Annotated in this window: 1 protein-coding gene; it reads left to right on the forward strand. The window is 39.4% G+C overall.

All coding sequences use genetic code 11. From position 1 onward, the window contains the following. Window positions 1-129 precede the first annotated feature (129 nt). On the forward strand, window positions 130-2,751 hold the full coding sequence (gene mutS / locus E1171_RS03655; RefSeq protein ID WP_155204190.1) for a DNA mismatch repair protein MutS: 2,622 nt from the start codon (window positions 130-132) through the stop codon (window positions 2,749-2,751). Window positions 2,752-2,978 lie beyond the last annotated feature (227 nt).

Consider the following 2,978-nt stretch of genomic DNA (forward strand, 5'->3'; position numbering starts at 1 on the left):
CTATTCTGCTGATTTTAATTCCTAATTCGTAGTTCTTAACGACTTACTTCTTATTTTTGGATCTGCAAAATTAAAAAATTAAAGTAGAATTCGCTCGGAGACGGCCGACTGTGGATGTTTTTTTCAACTATGGCAAAGACTAAATCAACCAAAGGAACTAAGGAAACTCCTTTAATGAAGCAATATAACGCTATTAAAGCTAAGTACCCGGGGGCGCTTTTGCTCTTTCGGGTGGGGGATTTTTATGAAACCTTTGGGGAGGATGCCATTAAGGCAAGCAAGGTATTGGATATTGTCCTAACTAAACGAGCGAATGGAGCAGCTTCTCATATTGAACTGGCAGGTTTTCCTCATCATTCCCTGGATTCCTATTTGCCAAAATTGGTAAGAGCCGGAAACCGGGTGGCCATATGTGATCAATTGGAAGATCCTAAAACGGTAAAGGGCATTGTTAAACGAGGGGTAACGGAATTAGTAACTCCAGGCCTCTCCTTTAATGATAATGTCCTTGAAAAGAGAAATAATAATTATCTGGCATCCATACATTTTGCAAAAAATGATCAATTGGGAATAGCCTTTTTAGACCTTTCCACGGGAGAATTTATGGTTTCTCAGGGAAGCGCCGCCTATGTGGATAAATTGATGCAAGGTTTTAATCCTTCGGAAGTTATATACAGCAAGGCCTGCCGACCTCATTTTGAACAAGAGTTTCAGGATAAATACATTACTTATTGTTTGGAAGATTGGGTGTATGCTTTTGATTTTGCCTACGAAAGCCTCACTTCTCATTTTAAAACCAAATCTTTGAAGGGGTTTGGTATTGAAAAATTCCAAAATGGGGTGACCGCTGCTGGTGCCGTGCTTTATTATTTGGAGGAGACAGAACATAAGGAAGTCAATCATATATCTTCCATTTCCCGAATTGAGGAAGAGAAATATGTATGGTTGGATAAGTTTACCATTCAAAATCTTGAGTTGCTTTTTCCGCAACAGGAAGGCGGCATTCCCCTGATTGAGGTAATGGACAAAACGGTTACCCCTATGGGGGCTCGACAAATGAAAAAATGGATGGTACTTCCTTTGAAGGATAAGACAACCATTGAAGAGCGTTTACAAATCGTAGAAGCCATTACCCAAAATGATGATTTGCAAGAAGATTTATTGCAGCACTTAAAGCATATCGGAGATTTGGAGCGCTTGATATCTAAAGTAGCGGTAAAAAGGATAAATCCTCGTGAAATGAATCAGCTGAAAAAGGCATTGAAAAATACCATTCCAGTGCAAGCTGCCCTAGCCAAAAGCGGGGTAGAATCTTTGATAAAGATGGCTGACCAACTGAATTCTTGCGAATTCCTTTTGGAGAAAATAGAAAAAGAGCTGAAGGAGGATGCGCCTATGTTGGTGCATCAAGGAAGTATCATTCAGGACGGTGTAAATGAGGAATTGGATGAATGGCGTAAAATAGCTTTTTCTGGTAAAGATTATCTGACCCAGATTCAGCAAAGGGAAGGTGAACGTACAGGGATTACCTCTTTAAAGATTGCTTACAACAAAGTGTTTGGATACTATTTGGAGGTGACACATGCTCATAAAGATAAGGTGCCAGAAGAGTGGATTCGAAAGCAGACTTTGGTGAATGCAGAGAGGTATATTACCCCTGAATTGAAGGAATATGAAGAAAAAATTCTCCAAGCCGAAAGTAAGTTAAGTGTTCTTGAACAAAAATTATTTGCTGATCTTGTTCACCATGCTTCCGATTATGTCACACAGGTGCAGCAAAATGCTAGAATTCTGGCTGTGATGGATTGCTTACTGTCTTTTGCTCAAACAGCCTTAAAAAATAAATATGTTAAGCCACAAATTAGTGAAGGCAGACAACTAGAAATAAAGGCAGGCCGTCATCCCGTAATTGAGCAGCAATTGCCTTTGGGTGAAAGTTATGTCCCAAATGATGTCTTTTTGGATAGTGAGCAGCAGCAAATCATGATCATTACTGGACCGAATATGGCCGGTAAATCAGCATTGCTACGTCAAACGGCTCTGATTGTACTAATGGCTCAAATGGGTGCTTTTGTTCCGGCAGAAAGTGCTACCATTGGTTTGATTGATAAGGTATTTACAAGAGTAGGTGCTTCGGATAACCTTTCCCGAGGGGAATCTACTTTTATGGTGGAAATGACCGAAACTGCCAGTATTCTAAATAACCTAAGTGATCGAAGTTTGGTGCTGATGGATGAAATTGGCCGTGGGACAAGTACTTATGATGGAATTTCAATTGCTTGGTCCATTGTGGAATATTTGCATAATCATCCCGAAAAACGGGCCAAAACTCTTTTTGCTACACACTATCATGAACTTAACCAACTGACGGAGGATTTCCCTCGCATTAAAAACTTCAATGTTTCTGTAAAGGAAGTCAACAATAAAGTGGTTTTTATGCGGAAATTGAAAGAAGGAGGTAGTGAGCACAGTTTTGGTATTCATGTGGCCCAACTGGCAGGAATGCCCAATGAAGTGGTTCTTCGCGCTAATGAAATCATGCACCACTTAGAAAAAGATAAGGTTCGCCAAAAGAATCAGAAACGACTGGAAGAGGTGCCAAAAAATAATTTCCAACTCAGTTTGTTCGATGCTGCTGATCCAAGGTTCGAGATGGTAAAAGAATTTATGAGCAAGATTGATATCAATAGGGTTTCTCCGGTGGAAGCTTTGTTGAAATTGAATGAGTTGAAAAGTTTGATGGAAGAGTGAGATTATTTGCAGTGATGAAGGGAATTACCTTTCTATAATATCCACTGAATGCAGAAATTAATATTTTGATATTCAGTGTTATGACAATTTAAAGGCTGATTTAAAAGGATTTTTTTTTAGGGTGCCGTTGTAAATAAAAATTCTTTTTCTACCTTTGTAGTCCGTTTTTGAGGGCTGTAAAGTCGGAAAAATGTGAAATGCGAGAGTAGCTCAGCTGGTAGAGCACA

The organism is Xanthovirga aplysinae, from assembly GCF_009711365.1.
Lineage (GTDB): Bacteria > Bacteroidota > Bacteroidia > Cytophagales > Cyclobacteriaceae > Xanthovirga > Xanthovirga aplysinae.

Excerpts from the sequence above, each read along its gene's own strand:
- mutS (WP_155204190.1), top strand. The coding sequence starts at position 130 with ATGGCAAAGACTAAATCAACCAAAGGAACTAAGGAAACTCCTTTAATG.